The 15,133-nt window shown below is 70.3% G+C and carries 18 protein-coding genes; all 18 read left to right on the top strand.

What is annotated here, in order from left to right; translation table 11 throughout:
• The first annotated feature begins 34 nt into the window (after positions 1-34).
• Entirely contained in the window at positions 35-1,450 is a 1,416-nt protein-coding gene (gene proS / locus ACZ7M7_RS33800) for a proline--tRNA ligase (protein ID WP_472123613.1), read from the top strand.
• Positions 1,451-1,711: 261 nt separating this feature from the next.
• Complete coding sequence (locus ACZ7M7_RS33795; protein ID WP_328422929.1) at positions 1,712-2,308, top strand: hypothetical protein; 597 nt, start codon at positions 1,712-1,714, stop codon at positions 2,306-2,308.
• Between the two features lie 350 nt (positions 2,309-2,658).
• Entirely contained in the window at positions 2,659-3,078 is a 420-nt protein-coding gene (gene rpsP / locus ACZ7M7_RS33790) for a 30S ribosomal protein S16 (RefSeq protein WP_427839728.1), read from the top strand.
• A gap of 2 nt (positions 3,079-3,080) precedes the next feature.
• A complete protein-coding gene (locus tag ACZ7M7_RS33785; protein ID WP_003973401.1) occupies positions 3,081-3,320 on the top strand; it encodes an RNA-binding protein in 240 nt (79 codons plus the stop codon).
• Positions 3,321-3,436: 116 nt separating this feature from the next.
• The gene (gene rimM, locus ACZ7M7_RS33780; protein ID WP_383607400.1) at positions 3,437-3,988 is read left to right on the top strand and encodes a ribosome maturation factor RimM; all 552 of its coding nucleotides are present in this window, start codon (positions 3,437-3,439) and stop codon (positions 3,986-3,988) included.
• Positions 3,988-4,821, top strand: coding sequence for a tRNA (guanosine(37)-N1)-methyltransferase TrmD (gene trmD, locus ACZ7M7_RS33775; protein ID WP_472123610.1), 834 nt, complete (start codon positions 3,988-3,990; stop codon positions 4,819-4,821). Before rimM ends, trmD begins: the two co-directional genes overlap by 1 nt.
• Before the next feature lie 134 nt (positions 4,822-4,955).
• Positions 4,956-5,306, top strand: a complete 351-nt coding sequence (gene rplS / locus ACZ7M7_RS33770; RefSeq protein ID WP_004924850.1) for a 50S ribosomal protein L19 — start codon at positions 4,956-4,958, stop codon at positions 5,304-5,306.
• Between the two features lie 60 nt (positions 5,307-5,366).
• Positions 5,367-6,083 (top strand): signal peptidase I, encoded by a 717-nt coding sequence (gene lepB / locus ACZ7M7_RS33765; RefSeq protein ID WP_383607398.1) that lies wholly within the window; start codon positions 5,367-5,369, stop codon positions 6,081-6,083.
• Positions 6,076-7,167: a signal peptidase I gene (gene lepB, locus ACZ7M7_RS33760; protein WP_383607397.1), complete on the top strand. Its 1,092-nt coding sequence runs from the start codon at positions 6,076-6,078 to the stop codon at positions 7,165-7,167. Before lepB (ACZ7M7_RS33765) ends, lepB (ACZ7M7_RS33760) begins: the two co-directional genes overlap by 8 nt.
• Positions 7,055-8,023 (top strand): signal peptidase I, encoded by a 969-nt coding sequence (gene lepB / locus ACZ7M7_RS33755; protein ID WP_472123606.1) that lies wholly within the window; start codon positions 7,055-7,057, stop codon positions 8,021-8,023. Before lepB (ACZ7M7_RS33760) ends, lepB (ACZ7M7_RS33755) begins: the two co-directional genes overlap by 113 nt.
• A gap of 128 nt (positions 8,024-8,151) precedes the next feature.
• Positions 8,152-8,928, top strand: coding sequence for a signal peptidase I (lepB, locus tag ACZ7M7_RS33750; RefSeq protein ID WP_383628511.1), 777 nt, complete (start codon positions 8,152-8,154; stop codon positions 8,926-8,928).
• Positions 8,929-8,938: 10 nt separating this feature from the next.
• Complete coding sequence (locus ACZ7M7_RS33745; protein ID WP_427839723.1) at positions 8,939-9,484, top strand: NUDIX hydrolase; 546 nt, start codon at positions 8,939-8,941, stop codon at positions 9,482-9,484.
• 56 nt (positions 9,485-9,540) lie between these two features.
• On the top strand, positions 9,541-9,849 hold the full coding sequence (locus tag ACZ7M7_RS33740; RefSeq protein ID WP_003993268.1) for a DUF2469 domain-containing protein: 309 nt from the start codon (positions 9,541-9,543) through the stop codon (positions 9,847-9,849).
• A 107-nt stretch (positions 9,850-9,956) separates the two neighbouring features.
• Positions 9,957-10,334, top strand: coding sequence for a YraN family protein (locus ACZ7M7_RS33735; protein WP_451172487.1), 378 nt, complete (start codon positions 9,957-9,959; stop codon positions 10,332-10,334).
• A 1-nt stretch (position 10,335) separates the two neighbouring features.
• Positions 10,336-11,961: a YifB family Mg chelatase-like AAA ATPase gene (locus tag ACZ7M7_RS33730; protein ID WP_472123603.1), complete on the top strand. Its 1,626-nt coding sequence runs from the start codon at positions 10,336-10,338 to the stop codon at positions 11,959-11,961.
• Positions 11,958-13,118: a DNA-processing protein DprA gene (gene dprA, locus ACZ7M7_RS33725; RefSeq protein WP_472123600.1), complete on the top strand. Its 1,161-nt coding sequence runs from the start codon at positions 11,958-11,960 to the stop codon at positions 13,116-13,118. Before ACZ7M7_RS33730 ends, dprA begins: the two co-directional genes overlap by 4 nt.
• 293 nt (positions 13,119-13,411) lie before the next feature.
• The gene (whiG, locus tag ACZ7M7_RS33720; protein ID WP_328422905.1) at positions 13,412-14,254 is read left to right on the top strand and encodes an RNA polymerase sigma factor WhiG; all 843 of its coding nucleotides are present in this window, start codon (positions 13,412-13,414) and stop codon (positions 14,252-14,254) included.
• 95 nt (positions 14,255-14,349) lie between these two features.
• Positions 14,350-14,907 (top strand): TetR/AcrR family transcriptional regulator, encoded by a 558-nt coding sequence (locus ACZ7M7_RS33715; RefSeq protein WP_383628669.1) that lies wholly within the window; start codon positions 14,350-14,352, stop codon positions 14,905-14,907.
• The last annotated feature ends 226 nt before the right edge of the window (positions 14,908-15,133 follow it).

Here is a 15,133-nt window from a genome sequence, read left to right as displayed (position 1 = left end):
ACATTCCGGCAACGTGGACCCGTACCATCGCGCCATGGCAAAGGCACCCGTACTCACGCCACGGGCGGACGACTTCCCGCGCTGGTACCAGGATCTGATCGCCAAGGCGGAGCTGGCCGACAACGGCCCGGTGCGCGGCACGATGGTCATCCGGCCGTACGGGTACGGGCTGTGGGAGCGGATGCAGGCCGAGATGGACTCCCGGATCAAGGAGACGGGCACGCAGAACGCGTACTTCCCGCTCCTCATCCCGCAGTCGTATCTCACGCGCGAGGCGGACCACGTCGAGGGCTTCGCGCCGGAGCTCGCGGTCGTCACGCACGGCGGTGGCAAGGAGCTCGAGGAGCCGGCGGTCGTCCGCCCCACCTCCGAGATGATCGTCAACGACTACTTCTCGAAGTGGGTGCAGAGCTACCGCGACCTGCCCCTGCTGATCAACCAGTGGGCGAACGTGGTCCGTTGGGAACTCAGGCCGCGCCTCTTCCTGCGCACGACCGAGTTCCTGTGGCAGGAGGGCCACACCGCGCACGCCGGCTACGAGGACGCCCGCGACTTCGCCGCGCACATCCACCGCGCGGTCTACGAGGACTTCATGGTGAACGTCCTCGCGATGGACGTCGTCCCCGGCCGCAAGACCGTCAAGGAGCGCTTCGCCGGCGCCGTCAACACCCTCACGCTCGAAGGCATGATGGGTGACGGCAAGGCCCTGCAGATGGCCACCAGCCATGAGCTGGGGCAGAACTTCGCCAAGGCCTTCAACACCTCGTACCTGTCGAAGGACGGCACCCAGGAACTGGTCTGGCAGACCTCCTGGGGCTCGACCACCCGCATGATCGGCGCCCTGGTGATGATGCACGGCGACGACAACGGCCTGCGGGTCCCGCCGCGCCTCGCGCAGATCCAGGCCGTCGTCCTCGCCATCAAGGGCGACGAGGCGGTTCTGGCCAAGGTCCGCGAGATCGGCGACCGGCTGAAGGCGGCCGGCATCCGCGTCCACGTGGACGACCGCACCGACACCCCCTTCGGCCGCCGCGCGGTCGACTGGGAGCTCAAGGGCGTGCCCGTCCGCATCGAGGTCGGGCCCCGTGACCTGGAGAACGGCACCGCGATGCTGGCCCGCCGCATCCCCGGCGGCAAGACGCCGATCGCGATCGAGGATCTCGTACGACTGCTCCCCGCCGTCCTGGAGGAGGACCAGGCGCTGCTGCTGACCCAGGCCCGCGAGCGCCGCGAGTCCCGCACCACCGACGTGACGACGATCGAGGAGGCCGTCGAGGCGGCCGTCGCCGGCGGCTGGGCGCGCATCCCGTGGGCGACGCTCGGCGAAGAGGGCGAGGCCAGGCTGGCCGAGCACGCGGTGTCCGTACGGTGTCTGGTCGCCGAGGGCGGGTCGGTGCCGGACGCCGATGACGCACCCGGTAACGTCGCCGTCCTGGCGCGCGCATACTGAGACGACGCCCGTGTGGAACGAGAGCGGCCGAAACGCCTCTTGCGCATTCGCGGACCACAGTCGCACCGGCGCGTGGACGGGGCGTACGCGCCGGGGCGTACGTCAGACTACGCACCGGCTTGGTATGAGCTGTGAGGCTTCTCCGCAGATCAGCGCACCCGCCCTCGTCCGGGCGCATCATTCGCAACTGACGGGTACGTGCAAATTATTTGGGATGCCCCGGAATCGGAACACAGCGGCACTCCGGCTCGTTGTCATTACGTGAGCACGACACAGACACCACCTGTACTCGCCGCAGAGCTGGCGCAGGCGTGGGCCGACATTCAGCGGTACCACCCCGAGCTGCCGGATCTCGCCGCGCCAGAGTCCCTGATCGGGGAGTCGTCGTCCGCGTGCGGTCACGAGCTCTCCTTCGAGCGACTGCTTCACGAGGCAGTCCATGGCATCGCCGCCGCACGCGGCGTCCGCGACACATCCCGGGCCGGCCGCTACCACAACCGCAGATTCCTCGCCGTCGCCGAGGAGCTGGGCCTGGACCACCCCGAGGAGCCGCACCCGAGCAGCGGTTTCTCCCTGGTCACGCTCAACCCCGAGGCCAAGCGCCGCTACCGCCCGACCATCGAACGCCTCCAGCGCGCCCTGAAGGCCCACACGGCGGCCACCTCCGCCGACACGAGCAGGACCTTCCGGGGCCCGGCCGCCCGTCACGGTTCCTCCGGGGGCGGCGTCCGAGTCAAGGCGGTCTGCGACTGCGGCCGTAACGTCCGGGTCGTCCCGTCGGTGCTGGCGCAGGCGCCGATCGTGTGCGGCGGCTGCGGGAAGCCGTTCCGGATTCCCGAGGTGGTCGGAGCGGCGTAGCGACGCCTCGTCGGACACCGGCATCTCGTGGCTGCCGGTTCAGTACGTGGCGTGGACGCCGGGGTGCCGTTGCGCAGCCGTATCGACGGCACCCCAGCAGCGTCGGCCTGCGCGCCCCACCCGACGGCATCCCTGTCGCCGGGTGCCTCTCAGTCATGCCCGGGCACCCTCCCGGCCCCCTCGGCTCAAAAGCGCTCCGCAGGGTGTGGCACAATGGCTAGCTGTACTCGACAGCCGCACAGGAACCCTCTCGCCTCCGGCTGACGCGTCCATCGGGCACTCGGGTACCGCAACCCCACGCGGCAGTCTCGCCGTGCCCAACCACGTCAAAACCAGGAGAACCCACTCCCGTGGCAGTCAAGATCAAGCTGAAGCGTCTGGGCAAGATCCGTTCGCCTCACTACCGCATCGTCGTCGCCGACTCCCGCACCCGCCGTGACGGCCGTGCGATCGAGGAGATCGGCAAGTACCACCCGACGTACAACCCGTCGGTGATGGAGGTCGACGCCGAGCGCGTGGCGTACTGGCTCGGCGTCGGCGCCCAGCCGACCGAGCCCGTCCTCGCCATTCTGAAGAAGACCGGCGACTGGCAGAAGTTCAAGGGCGAGCCCGCCCCGGCTCCGCTGCTCGTCGCCGAGCCGAAGAAGGCGCGCCCGACGTTCGAGGCCCTCAGCGGCGAGGACGAGGGCAAGGGTGAGGCGATCACCCAGAAGAAGAAGGCGGAGAAGAAGGACGAGGCCAACGCCGAGTCCGCGTCGGCCGAGGCCTGAGCATGCTCGAGGAGGCTCTCGAGCACCTCGTGAAGGGCATCGTCGACAACCCGGACGATGTGCAGGTCGCCTCGCGCAACCTGCGTCGCGGGCGTGTGCTGGAGGTCCGGGTCCACCCCGACGACCTCGGTAAGGTGATCGGCCGCAACGGCCGTACCGCACGCGCTCTGCGCACCGTCGTGGGCGCCATCGGCGGCCGCGGTGTCCGCGTCGACCTAGTCGACGTGGACCACGTCCGCTGACGCCGAACGCAGCACCGGCTCGGGCCGGGGAGGGCCACTGGGCCGTCCCCGGCCCGTAGTCGTAAGGCGGTTCATGGCCGCCGTACGGCCAGTCGCATGACAGGAGAGCAAGCACAGTGCAGCTGGTAGTCGCACGGATCGGCCGCGCCCATGGCATCAAGGGCGAGGTCACCGTCGAGGTTCGCACCGACGAGCCGGAACTGCGGCTCGCCCCCGGCGCCGTCCTGGCCACCGACCCGGCCGCCACCGGGCCGCTCACCATCGAGACGGGCCGCGTCCACAGCGGCCGCCTCCTCCTGCGCTTCGAGGGGGTCAAGGACCGCACCGGCGCCGAGGCGCTGCGCAACACGCTCCTCATCGCGGAGATCGACCCGGACGAGCTGCCCGAGGAAGAGGACGAGTACTACGACCACCAGCTCATGGACCTCGACGTGGTGACCGTGGACGGGGTCGAGGTCGGTCGTATCACCGAGATCTCGCACCTGCCGTCCCAGGACCTCTTCATCGTGGAGCGGCCCGACGGGAGCGAGGTGATGATCCCCTTCGTCGAGGCGATCGTCACCGAGATCGACCTGGAGGAGCAGCGCGCCGTCATCGCCCCGCCGCCGGGTCTGATCGACGACGCCGCCGAGATCGCTTCCTCGCGTGACGCGGAGGCCGAGGGCTGATGCGGCTCGACGTCGTCACGATCTTTCCCGAGTACCTGGAGCCCCTGAACGTCTCCCTCGTCGGCAAGGCACGCGCGCGTGGGCAGCTCAACGTCCAGGTGCACGACCTGCGTAGCTGGACGTACGACCGCCACAACACGGTCGACGACACCCCGTACGGCGGCGGCCCCGGCATGGTCATGAAGACCGACCCCTGGGGCGACGCGCTGGACTCCGTCCTGGCCGACGGCTACGAGACGGGCTCCCGCGGGCCCTGTCTGATCGTCCCCACCCCCAGCGGCCGCCCCTTCACCCAGGAACTCGCCGTCGAACTCTCCGAGCGGCCCTGGCTGATCTTCACGCCGGCCCGCTACGAGGGCATCGACCGCCGGGTCATCGACGAGTACGCGACCCGAATGCCGGTGCACGAGGTGTCCATCGGCGACTACGTCCTCGCCGGCGGCGAGGCCGCCGTACTGGTCATCACCGAGGCCGTGGCACGCCTGCTGCCCGGCGTCCTGGGCAACGCCGAGTCCCACCGGGACGACTCCTTCGCGCCCGGCGCGATGGCGAGCCTCCTGGAGGGCCCCGTCTACACCAAGCCGCCCGAGTGGCGCGGCCGGGACATCCCCGACGTGCTGCTCAGCGGCCACCACGGCAAGATCGCCCGGTGGCGGCGTGACGAGGCTCTCAGGCGTACGACGGCCAACCGGCCCGACCTGATCGAGCGCTGCGACCCCAAGGCCTTCGACAAGAAGGACCGCGAGATGCTCTCCATCCTGGGCTGGATGCCCGACCCGGAGGGGGAGCGGTTCGGCCGATTTTGGCGCAGGACCGAGGGCGTGGAACAATAGGTCGCTGTTGTGCGCCGTCCGGCATGCGCCCCTGCCACAGGGGGACACGACGCCCGCCCCGACGCGAACAGCAACCTCACGAAAAACCTATCTCCCGCCTATGACCTGTGGCATGGGCGAAGAAAGCAGACGAAATGTCTCACCTGCTCGACTCGGTCGACTCCGCGTCGCTGCGCAGCGACGTCCCGGCCTTCCGCCCGGGCGACACCGTCAACGTCCACGTCCGCGTCATCGAGGGCAACCGCTCCCGTGTGCAGCAGTTCAAGGGCGTTGTGATCCGCCGCCAGGGCGCCGGCGTTCGCGAGACCTTCACGGTCCGCAAGGTCTCCTTCTCCGTCGGCGTCGAGCGCACCTTCCCGGTGCACACCCCGATCGTCGAGAAGATCGAGCTCGTCACCCGCGGTGACGTGCGTCGCGCCAAGCTGTACTACCTGCGTGAGCTGCGCGGCAAGGCGGCGAAGATCAAGGAGAAGCGCGAGAACTGAGCGCTTCAGGGGGCTAGCCCCCGCGGGGTCCCGAGCGGGGCCGGATAACATCTGGCCCCGATGGACACCGAAGCACAGCCGACGGAGCGCGACCGCTCCTCCCGCCCTTCCGAATCCGAGGCGATCTCGGACACCGAGGGACAGGAGGGACGGTCGCGCTTCGCGTTGGTGTCGCGGATCACCGCATGGGTCCCGGGCGGGCGGATCAGCCTGACCCTGCTGGTCTTCCTGGTCTTTCTGCTGCTGCTCAACACGTTCGTGCTGCGGCCGTTCGAGATTCCCAGCGGATCCATGGAGTCCGGATTGAGGATCGGCGACCGCGTTCTCGTAAATAAGTTGGCGTACCGTTTCGGTGCCGAGCCGCGACGCGGCGATGTTGTCGTGTTCGACGGAACTGGGTACTTCGGGGATGCGGACTACGTCAAGCGCGTTGTGGGTGTGGGGGGAGACCGCGTGGTCTGCTGTGACAAGGAGGGGAGGATCCAGGTGAACGGCCGGTCTGTCGACGAGTCGACGTTCCTGTACCCCGGTGACAGCCCGTCCACGGTGCCCTTCGACGTCGTCGTTCCCGACGGCACCCTGTTCGTCCTCGGCGACCATCGCAGCGAGTCCAGTGACTCCCGCGACCATCTCGGCTCGCCCGGCGGCGGCATGATCCCGCTCGACGACGTCATCGGCCGCGTCGACTGGATCGTATGGCCGACCGCCCACTGGACCCGCCTGGACCGTCCGGACGCCTACGCGCGCGTGCCCGCCGCGGAGGGCGCGCATGGGTAACCGTGGCAAACCGCGGGGCGTCGCGAGCAGCCCCGCCGAGAATCTGCTGCCCACCGGTTCCCGGCGCGCCGCCAGCCCCGCCGGCGGTCGTACACGCGCGGAGCGGCGCAAGCTCCAGCGCAAGGTCAAGCGCCGCCGCAGGCGCTCCGCGATCAAGGAGATACCCCTCCTCGTCGGCGTCGCTGTCCTCATAGCGCTGGTCCTGAAGACGTTTCTCGTCCAGGCCTTCGTGATCCCGTCCGGCTCGATGGAGCAGACGATCCAGATCGGCGACCGCGTCCTGGTCGACAAGCTCACCCCTTGGTTCGGCTCCGAGCCGCAGCGCGGGGACGTCGTCGTCTTCAAGGACCCCGGCGGCTGGCTCCAGGACGAGCAGACGACGGTGAAGAAGGAGGACCCCGTCGTCATCAAGCAGGTCAAGGAGGCGCTCACCTTCATCGGCCTGCTGCCGTCCGAGGACGAGAAGGACCTCATCAAGCGCGTCGTGGGGGTCGGCGGCGACCGCGTCAAGTGCTGTGACACGCAAGGGCGAGTCACCGTCAACGGCGTTCCCCTGAACGAGGACTATCTCTACCCCGGCAACGCCCCCTCCGACTCGAAGTTCGACATCACCGTCCCGCAGGGCCGGCTGTGGGTGATGGGCGACCACCGCGCCAACTCCGCGGACTCCCGCGCACACCAGAACCAGGGCTACGGCGGCACGGTCTCCGAGGGCGAGGTCGTGGGACGGGCCATGGTCATCGCCTGGCCCTTCGGTCACTGGAACTCACTCGAGGAACCGAAAACTTACGCATCGGTGTCCGACGCGGCGACCGGGTCGACCGCGGCCGCCCAGCAGTCGCATAGGGTTGCTTCCGACGAATCGATCAGAACGATTCAGCTCCCGAGCCCTGCGGAACTCCCGCTCGTTATGGGAGTGGTGGGCCTGCACCGTCTCTCGGGCAGGCAGCGGCACAGAGTGAGGAGTTGGCGTGGGGGATGTGGCGGTTGGCGCACGATCCGGGCACGACGGCGAGGAGCACCGCGGACGCCCCGTGGGCGCAGCCGACCCGGCCGCGGACGGCGCCGTGACCTCCGGGAATGACCCCGGAGCGGCGGGCGACGGCGATGGGTCCGGCGGACGGCCGCCGACCGACGGTCAGGGGTCGGGCGGGGCATCCCCCCAGTCGAAGAAGCAGCGCTCCTTCTGGAAGGAGCTGCCCATCCTGATCGGTATCGCGCTCGTTCTCGCGCTGCTGATCAAGACGTTCCTGGTGCAGGCGTTCTCCATCCCCTCCGACTCGATGCAGAACACCCTCCAGCAGGGTGACCGCGTCCTGGTCGACAAGCTCACCCCCTGGTTCGGCTCCGAGCCCGAGCGCGGCGAGGTCGTCGTCTTCCACGACCCCGACCAGTGGCTGGCCGGTGAGCCCACCCCCGACCCCAACGCCCTGCAGACCTTCCTCAGCTGGATCGGCCTGATGCCGTCCGCGGAGGAGAAGGACCTCATCAAGCGCGTCGTGGGCGTCGGCGGCGACACCATCCAGTGCGAGGGCACCGGCCCCCTGACGGTCAACGGCAAGGCGCTGAACGAGCCGTACGTCTACCCGGGCAACACCCCGTGCAGCCAGGACGACCAGGGCGGCCAGTTCAAGGTCAAGGTCCCCGAGGGCAAGATCTGGGTCATGGGCGACCACCGGCAGAACTCCCGGGACTCGCGCTACAACCAGTCCGACAAGAACCACGGCATGGTCCCCGTCAACGAGGTCGTCGGCCGCGCCATCGTGATCGCCTGGCCGATCAACCGCTGGGACAACCTGCCGGTTCCGGACACCTTCGACCAGAACCTGAGCGCCCGTTCCGCCGCTCTGACGGTCGCCCCGCAAGGCCTTGCGCTCGCAGGTGCGGTGCCGCTGGTGCTGTGGCGCCGGCAGCGGATCAAGGCGGAGCAGACCCGCTGACCGCCTGACGCCCTTCCTGGGGTGAGGCCCCCGCCGCGGAGAGCTTGGGAAAGCTTTGCCGAGCCCGTGGCCCGAGGCGCTCAGGAGGGGCTGCCCGGTGTCGGTACCGCCGGGTAGGGTGCGGACCCATGGGTGGCGAGAGCACGACACGTACGGCGCCGCGTGGCGGTGGCGCGAGCAGTGGCCCGGCGGGCAGCCGGACCGGGGAGCGGTTGTCCGGACTGGCCGTGGCGCTGGGCCTGGTGCTGTTCCTGGCCGGGTTCGCCTGGGGAGCGGTGGTCTACCGGCCGTACACCGTGCCCACCAGTTCGATGGCGCCGACGATCGGCGCGGGCGACCGGGTGCTGGCCCAGCGTGTCGACGGCGGTGAGGTGCGCCGCGGTGACGTGGTCGTGTTCACCGACAAGACCTGGGTGACCAACGCACCCGTCGTCAAGCGCGTGGTCGCCGTCGGCGGTGACACGGTCGCCTGCTGCACGGACGGCAAGCTGACCGTCAACGGCAAGCAGATCGACGAGCCCTACCTGGCCAAGGACGGCTTGGCCGAGATCCAGAACTTCCCGACGGTGACGGTGCCGAAGGACAGGCTCTTCCTGCTCGGCGACGAGCGCAGCGGCTCCCTGGACTCCACGGCCCACCTCACGGACGCCGCCAAGGGCACCGTGGCGCGCAGTGCCGTGTCGGCCCGCGTGGACGCCGTCGTCTGGCCCATGGACGGCATGCTGGAGCCCGCCGCGAGCTTCGAGCAGCTCGGCTCGCTGTCGTCGCCGGGGCCGCTGCGGACGATGGTCGCCCTGATCGTCGGCGGAGGTGTGCTCGTCCTGGCCGGCGGCGCCTACGGCCCGATCGCGAAACGAATGAGCAAGCGCTCCCAGACCGGTACGGAGCCCGCGGGTGCCCGCTGAGGCGACGGGCGTGGGGAACGGTCCGTACGGTGGGACGGGCCTCGGGAACGGGCCGTACGGCGACTCGTACGACGGCGGACTGCGCAAGGTCGCCCGAGTCGTCCTCCTCGACCCGCAGGACCGCATTCTGCTGCTGCACGGCCACGAGCCGGAGGATCCGGCCGACGACTGGTGGTTCACCCCGGGAGGCGGCGTCGAGGGCGACGAGAGCCGTGCCCAGGCCGCCCTGCGGGAACTCGCCGAGGAGACCGGCATCACGGAGGTCGAGCTCGGCCCCGTGCTGTGGCACCGGATGTGCTCGTTCCCGTTCGCCGGCCGCCGCTGGGACCAGGACGAGTGGTACTACCTGGCCCGCACGACACAGACGGCGACGCGGGCCATGGGCCTCACCGAACTGGAGCGTCGCAGCGTCGCAGGAGCACGCTGGTGGACGTGTCGGGAACTTGCCCAGGCACATGAGACGGTGTATCCGACCAGACTCGCCGAGCTACTGCGCACACTGCTCGACGAAGGTCCCCCCGCTGGGCCCGTGACCCTTGACCCCGAAATTGTCTAGGTGCGGACGGGACTGGCGCACAATGGTGGGATCGCACGGCTGAAGGGGAACATGCCATGAGCGCCGAGGACCTCGAAAAGTACGAGACCGAGATGGAGCTCAAGCTCTATCGGGAGTACCGCGATGTCGTCGGTCTGTTCAAGTACGTGATCGAGACCGAGCGGCGCTTCTACCTGACCAACGACTACGAGATGCAGGTGCACTCGGTCCAGGGCGAGGTGTTCTTCGAGGTGTCCATGGCGGATGCCTGGGTGTGGGACATGTACCGGCCGGCCCGGTTCGTGAAGCAGGTCCGAGTGCTCACATTCAAGGACGTGAACATCGAGGAGCTCAACAAGAGCGATCTCGAGCTCCCGAGCGGGTGAGGTTCACACGCAGGGGTGACGGAGTTTTCCACAGTCGCGGACTTGTCCACCAAGATCCAATAGCTCGCTGAGCTGCACTCATCGTTGGCGCCGGAGGTGGTGCCGACATGAGCACGAGCAAGGGAAGCGCACGCAGCGCACTGGGCAGGTACGGCGAGACGCTGGCCGCACGACGGCTGGTCGAGGCCGGGATGACGGTTCTGGAGCGCAACTGGCGCTGCGGCAGGACCGGAGAGATCGACATCGTCGCCAGGGACGGCGATGTGCTGGTCGTATGCGAGGTGAAGACCCGCAGGACGGGCGCCTTCGAGCATCCGATGGCCGCGGTGACCCCGGAGAAGGCGGAACGCCTGCGCGGCCTCGCGGAACACTGGATCCACACCCACGGCGGGGCTCCACCCGGAGGCGTCCGCATCGACCTCGTCGGCGTGATCCTGCCCGGCCGCGGCGCGCCCGTGGTCGAGCACGCGCGAGGGGTGGCCTGAGATGGGGTTCGCGCGTACGTGCTCGGTCGCTCTGGTGGGCGTCGAGGGCGTTGTGGTGGAGGTCCAGGCGGATCTGGAGCCGGGGGTGGCGGCGTTCACCCTGGTGGGACTGCCGGACAAGAGCCTGTCGGAGAGCCGGGACCGGGTACGGGCGGCCGTCGTGAACTCGGGCGGGGAGTGGCCGCAGAAGAAGCTCACCGTCGGGCTCAGCCCGGCGTCGGTGCCCAAGGCGGGCAGCGGCTTCGACCTGGCCGTCGCATGTGCCGTCCTCGGCGCCGCCGAGCGGATCGATCCACGGGTCCTCGCCGACATCGTGATGATCGGCGAGCTGGGCCTGGACGGACGGGTGCGTCCCGTGCGGGGCATCCTGCCCGCGGTGCTGGCCGCCGCGGACGCCGGCTACGAGCAGGTCGTCGTCCCCGAATGCGCCGCGGCCGAGGCCTCGCTGGTGCCGGGCGTGTCGGTACTCGGCGTGCGCAGTCTGCGCCAGCTGATCGCCGTCCTCGCGGACGAACCCGTGCCCGACGAGGAACCGGAGGAGCAGGGCCGCCCGGACCCACTCCTCGCGAGCCTGCGGGTGCCGGGCACCGGGGCGGCCACGGGCATGCACAGCATGGGTGCCACCGAGCCCGACCACGGGCACGACCTCGCCGACGTGGTGGGTCAGATCTCGGCGCGTACGGCCGTGGAGGTCGCCGCGGCGGGCGGGCATCACCTGTTCCTCGAGGGGCCGCCCGGCGCGGGCAAGACGATGCTCGCGGAGCGGCTGCCGGCCATCCTGCCCCGGCTGCGCAGGGAGGAGTCGCTGGAGGTCACGGCAGTGCACTCGGTGGCGGGGTTGCTGCCCCCGGGAAAGCCCCTGATCGACGTGGCCCCCTACTGCGCACCGCATCACTCGGCGACCATGCAGTCGCTCGTCGGCGGCGGCGCGGGCATCGCCCGGCCGGGCGCGGTTTCACTCTCCCACCGGGGGGTCCTCTTCCTGGACGAGACGCCGGAGTTCAACAGCCACGCCCTCGACGCCCTGCGGCAGCCGCTGGAAGCCGGGCATGTGGTGATCGCGCGCAGCGCCGGCGTGGTGCGCTTCCCGGCGAAGTTCCTGATGGTGCTCGCGGCCAACCCCTGCCCCTGCGGCCGTTTCTCCCAGACGGGCGATCTGTGCGAGTGCCCGCCCTCGGCGATCCGCCGCTATCAGGCGCGGCTGTCGGGGCCGCTGCTCGACCGGGTCGACCTCCGCGTCGAGGTGGACCGTGTCACGCGCGCCCAGCTGACCGAGCGCGGGGCCCGGGGCGAGTCCACGGCCACCGTCGCCGACCGGGTGCGCGCGGCCCGCGAGCGGGCCTCGGACCGCCTCGCGCGTACCCCGTGGCGGACCAACAGTGAGATCCCCGGACGGGAGCTGCGCAGCCGCTGGTACGCGGCGATCGGCGCCATGGACGAGGCGGAACGGAACCTGGAACGCGGCGTACTGACCGCACGAGGACTCGACCGTGTGCTGCGGGTCGCCTGGACCGTCGCCGACCTGGTCGGCCACGACCGGCCCGACGCGACGGACGTCGCCCTGGCCCTGCAACTGCGCACCGGTGTGCCGCGCGGCGTGCCCATGGCCATCGGGGCGCTGACGTGAACGGCACCGAGGATCCGGACGACGAACTGCTCGGCCGGGTCTTCCTCAGCCGGGTCGTCGAGCCGGGGGACGAGGTCGCCGGGCGGTGGGTGCGGGAGTACGGCGTGGGGGAAGTGGTGCGGCGGTTACGGGACGGGGCGGAGGCCTTGCCGGGCGTGAGTTACAAGCGGTGGGACGGGCTGCGGGCCCGGGGGCTGAGGGCTGAGCCCGACCGGGATCTCGCCGTCGCCCGGGAGGCCGGCGTGCGGTTCCTGCGCCCCGGGGACATCGAGTGGCCGGGGCAGCTCGACGACCTTGGGGATGCCCGGCCCCTCGGGCTGTGGGTGCGCGGGCGGGCCAGTCTGCGGATGTGGGCGTTGCGATCCGTGGCCGTCGTCGGGGCCCGCGCCTGCACCGAGTACGGCGCACACATGGCGGCCACCCTCGCCGGCGGGCTCGCCGAGAGAGGCTGGGTGGTCGTGTCCGGAGGGGCCTACGGGGTCGACGGTGCCGCTCATCGCGGTGCCCTCGGCTCCGGTGGAGCCACCGTCGCCGTGCTCGCCTGCGGCGTCGACCGGCCCTACCCGCGTGGGCACACCCAGCTGATCAACAGGATCGCGGAGCAGGGGCTCGTGATCGGGGAGCTGCCGCCGGGGGACCATCCGACGCCCACCAGGTTCATCGTCCGGAACCGGGTGATCGCGGCCCTGACGCGGGGCACGGTCGTCGTCGAGGCCGCCCATCGGAGCGGCTCACTGGTCACCGCACGGGCCGCCCAGCGGTTGGGCCGTCACACGATAGGGGTCCCCGGCCCGGCCACCAGCGGCCTCTCGGCGGGCGCGCACGAACTGCTGCGCGGGGACGCCGTCCTGGTCACCGACGCCGCCGAGGTCGTCGAACTCGTCGGCGACATGGGAGAGCTCGCGCCCGAGCGACGCGGGCCCGTCCTGCCCCGCGACCTGCTGGAGCCTCGGGCGCGCAAAGTCCTGGCGGCGCTGCCCGGGGGGCGCGCGGCGAGGGCGGACGAGGTCGCGCGCGGGGCGCAGACCACCGAGGATGACGCGATCGCGAGACTGTACGAACTCCGCTCACTTGGTTACGTCGAACGACACGGCGACAGCTGGAAGTTGACACGCCAGGCCATGATGTCCGTTCACGCCGGTCGGAGTCGATGCTGACCGAGCGTGTTCGGCCGTACGGGGGAACACGGACGCCCTTGAGAATTCCCCCAGTTGGGGTGTTCGGGTGATCACGTAGAGCGACCGGTATGACCCTGCGGGGCGTCCAGCGGAACGTATCTGCGTACGGCGTGCGCTCCGCCCTTCGCGCACCGCGACACTTCAGTCACGCTACGCTCACGAGGATTCCGGCGCAGACCGGCACCTCGACCCCAGAACGGCAGCAGAACGACATCCGACCGGTTGCTCCCCCAGGCGCCCCCACTTCACGGCAGAACGGCACAAGGCAACGAATGCCCCAGCACACCTCCGGGTCCGACCGGGCGGCGATCCCCCCAGCCGCCCGTGACGGTGGCAGCGTGCGGCCGCCCGCTCCCTCGACACTCGACGAGCTGTGGCGGTCGTACAAGGCGACGGGGGACGAGCGGCTGCGCGAGCAGCTGATCCTGCACTACTCGCCGCTCGTCAAGTACGTGGCGGGCCGCGTGAGCGTCGGTCTGCCGCCCAATGTGGAGCAGGCGGACTTCGTGTCGTCGGGGGTGTTCGGGCTGATCGACGCGATTGAGAAGTTCGACATCGACCGGGAGATCAAGTTCGAGACGTATGCGATCACGCGGATCCGGGGCGCGATGATCGACGAGCTCAGAGCGCTGGACTGGATTCCGCGGTCGGTGCGGCAGAAGGCGCGCAATGTCGAGCGGGCCTACGCGACGCTGGAGGCGCGGCTGCGGCGCACGCCCACGGAGGCGGAGGTGGCCGTCGAGATGGGCATCGCGGTGGACGAACTCCACTCGGTCTTCAGCCAGTTGTCGCTGGCCAACGTGGTGGCGCTGGAGGAGTTGCTGCACGTCGGCGGCGAGGGCGGCGACGGGCTCAGCGTCATGGACACCCTGGAGGACACCGCCGCGGACAACCCCGTGGAGGTCGCCGAGGACCGGGAGCTGCGGCGGTTTCTGGCGCGGGCGATCAACACGTTGCCCGAGCGGGAGAAGACCGTGGTGACGCTGTACTACTACGAGGGGCTCACGCTGGCGGAGATCGGGAACGTGCTGGGCGTGACCGAGAGCCGGGTGAGTCAGATCCACACCAAGTCGGTGCTGCAGCTGCGGGCGAAACTGGCCGGCTTCGGTCGTTGACCTGGCGGGACGGGCGTCGGGTTGGCCGGAGAGACTCCCGTCGGCGCGGGTGCGTCCGTAAAGTGGTTGACGTGCCAAGGATTCGAGCGGCCTCCGTGGCCGAGCACCGGTCGATGCAGCGAGCCGCCCTGCTGGACGCGGCTCGATCCCTGTTGTCCGAGGGTGGGACGGAGGCGCTGACATTCCCTGCCCTTGCCGAGCGGACGGGGCTCGCGCGCTCTTCCGTGTACGAGTACTTCCGGTCGCGGGCCGCCGTGGTCGAGGAGCTGTGCGAGGTCGACTTTCCCGTGTGGGCCGCGGAGGTCTCGGCGGCCATGGAACGGGAGGCCACGGCCGAGGGCAAGGTCGAGGCGTATGTCCGGCGGCAGCTCGGGCTGGTCGGGGACCGGCGGCACCGGGCCGTGGTGGCGATCTCCGCGAGCGAGCTGGACGCGGGGGCCCGGGAGAAGATCCGAGCGGCGCACGGCGGCTTGGTCGCGATGATCGTCGAGGCGCTGGGGGAGATGGGACACGCCGAGCCCCGGTTGGCGGCGATGCTGTTGCAGGGCGTCGTGGACGCGGCCGTACGGCGGATCGAGCTGGGGGCGGCGGAGGAGCCTTCGGCGATCACGGAGGCGGCTGTTTCGATGGCGCTGAGGGGTGTCCGGGGCTGAGTTCGGCCCGGCGGGGGCCGGCGTGATCGGGCTACCGCGGTGCTGGAAGGGCCTGCGTCGGGGCTGAGGCCGCGGCCGGGGTTGGGTGCGGCTCGATGTCGGTGGGGTGCCGCCTCTGTGGGCTGGGCTGAGGTCGGGGTTGGGTGCGGTCGGATGTCCGGCGGGTGCCGCGTCTGTGGGCCCGGGCTAGGTCGGAATTGGGCGCAGTCCGACACCGGCGGGGCGC

The sequence above is a fragment of the Streptomyces sp. NPDC111606 genome, assembly GCF_055656945.1.
The sequence above is the reverse complement of the archived record's forward strand: the minus strand, read 5'-3'. Positions and strand labels throughout refer to the sequence as shown.

Coding starts and splice junctions, on each gene's coding strand:
- ACZ7M7_RS33740 (WP_003993268.1), top strand. CDS start 9,541: ATGAGCGCCGAGGACCTCGAAAAGTACGAGACCGAGATGGAGCTCAAG.
- ACZ7M7_RS33735 (WP_451172487.1), top strand. CDS start 9,957: ATGAGCACGAGCAAGGGAAGCGCACGCAGCGCACTGGGCAGGTACGGC.
- lepB (WP_383607397.1), top strand. CDS start 6,076: ATGGGTAACCGTGGCAAACCGCGGGGCGTCGCGAGCAGCCCCGCCGAG.
- lepB (WP_383607398.1), top strand. CDS start 5,367: ATGGACACCGAAGCACAGCCGACGGAGCGCGACCGCTCCTCCCGCCCT.
- rplS (WP_004924850.1), top strand. CDS start 4,956: ATGTCTCACCTGCTCGACTCGGTCGACTCCGCGTCGCTGCGCAGCGAC.
- ACZ7M7_RS33785 (WP_003973401.1), top strand. CDS start 3,081: ATGCTCGAGGAGGCTCTCGAGCACCTCGTGAAGGGCATCGTCGACAAC.
- proS (WP_472123613.1), top strand. CDS start 35: ATGGCAAAGGCACCCGTACTCACGCCACGGGCGGACGACTTCCCGCGC.
- trmD (WP_472123610.1), top strand. CDS start 3,988: ATGCGGCTCGACGTCGTCACGATCTTTCCCGAGTACCTGGAGCCCCTG.
- whiG (WP_328422905.1), top strand. CDS start 13,412: ATGCCCCAGCACACCTCCGGGTCCGACCGGGCGGCGATCCCCCCAGCC.
- ACZ7M7_RS33730 (WP_472123603.1), top strand. CDS start 10,336: ATGGGGTTCGCGCGTACGTGCTCGGTCGCTCTGGTGGGCGTCGAGGGC.
- lepB (WP_383628511.1), top strand. CDS start 8,152: ATGGGTGGCGAGAGCACGACACGTACGGCGCCGCGTGGCGGTGGCGCG.